Source organism: Acinetobacter minutum (assembly GCF_035916735.1).
Taxonomy (GTDB): domain Bacteria; phylum Pseudomonadota; class Gammaproteobacteria; order Pseudomonadales; family Moraxellaceae; genus Acinetobacter.
The window spans coordinates 1-1,071 of record NZ_JAQIHG010000067.1; the positions used below are offsets into that span (position 1 = coordinate 1).

1 protein-coding gene is annotated in these 1,071 nt (G+C 45.2%); it reads right to left on the reverse strand.

Going from position 1 to position 1,071, the window contains the following annotated elements:
* Nucleotides 1–19: 19 nt before the first annotated feature.
* The coding region (locus PAE54_RS12410; protein ID WP_326519661.1) for a transposase at nucleotides 20–1,071 on the reverse strand (1,052 nt) is incomplete at its 5' end.

The window sequence follows — 1,071 nt, forward strand, 5'->3', positions numbered from 1 at the left end:
CATAGGTATCTACACATCTTTAGGTACCTAATGCAATTGTTGCGATTTCATTCAGTTCATCTATTGAATATTCTGAGAGCAGTTGAAGAGTGTTCAGTAAAATTGAAAGTCCTGCCAATATTGCAGGTGCACTTTCCAACTTACCTCTCTTCTGCTGTCGGCCTGAAAGACGGGCCAGAAATATACGAATTTTCTGATTTTGTTCATCTTCAGAACGCTGTATTCGCCAAGTCAGCACACACGCCATACTGCTGATGAGGAGCCGTCTTAATATCGCTGCAGGTGTGGTCTGAAGCCATGATTCAACGTCATGGCCTGCCTGCTTGAGAAGCTTGAAATAGCACTCAATTGTCCAGCGCCAGTAATACCAGGTGGTTAGTTCTACCGCATCAATCTCTGAAGAAACATTGCTGATCAGCGACCATCTCGCGACTGTTTTACTTTGAGCATCTTTCACCACAGCAACAATTAATCTGGCTGCAACCACCTTGCCTGGCTGGGGAGCAACCCGTTGGCCTGAATCATCTTTTCTCTTCGGCTTTGCTGCACGCGTTATCCGAATATCGGTTTCTCCAACATGCAGCATATGCCGGTTTCCTTTATAAGCAATCGGCTTAACCTGCTGAGTTATTACTTTTTCTGCGGCTTCTGCAACTTTGTAGGTTTCCCCTTGATGCTCAATCCGATGGCTTTCTTTGGCCCGGATCAACCATTTAAAACCATGGCTGCTGATTTCCCTCAAGTGGGCAATCGAATCTCCTTCACGGTCAATGATATGGACTTTTGTTTTCTCAATCGGATACTGTTCAATCGTTTTGATCTGTTCTGCGAGTGAGTCCAAATGGGACTTGCGCTCACCGTATTGTTCACTGAATGTGGAATAACAGCCGGATGCATCTGTTAGCGTCTGAGATAATGGCGCAATCGGGAGCCCTGATGATGCATCGACAAGTAAACTGCTTTGCAATTCATAGCCTGAATTCGCCTGTGTTCTTTGAAGACGCTGAACCTTATGATTGTGCTTCACATACTGCAGTTGAGACCAGTCATGAACGATTAATGCGTACTGAT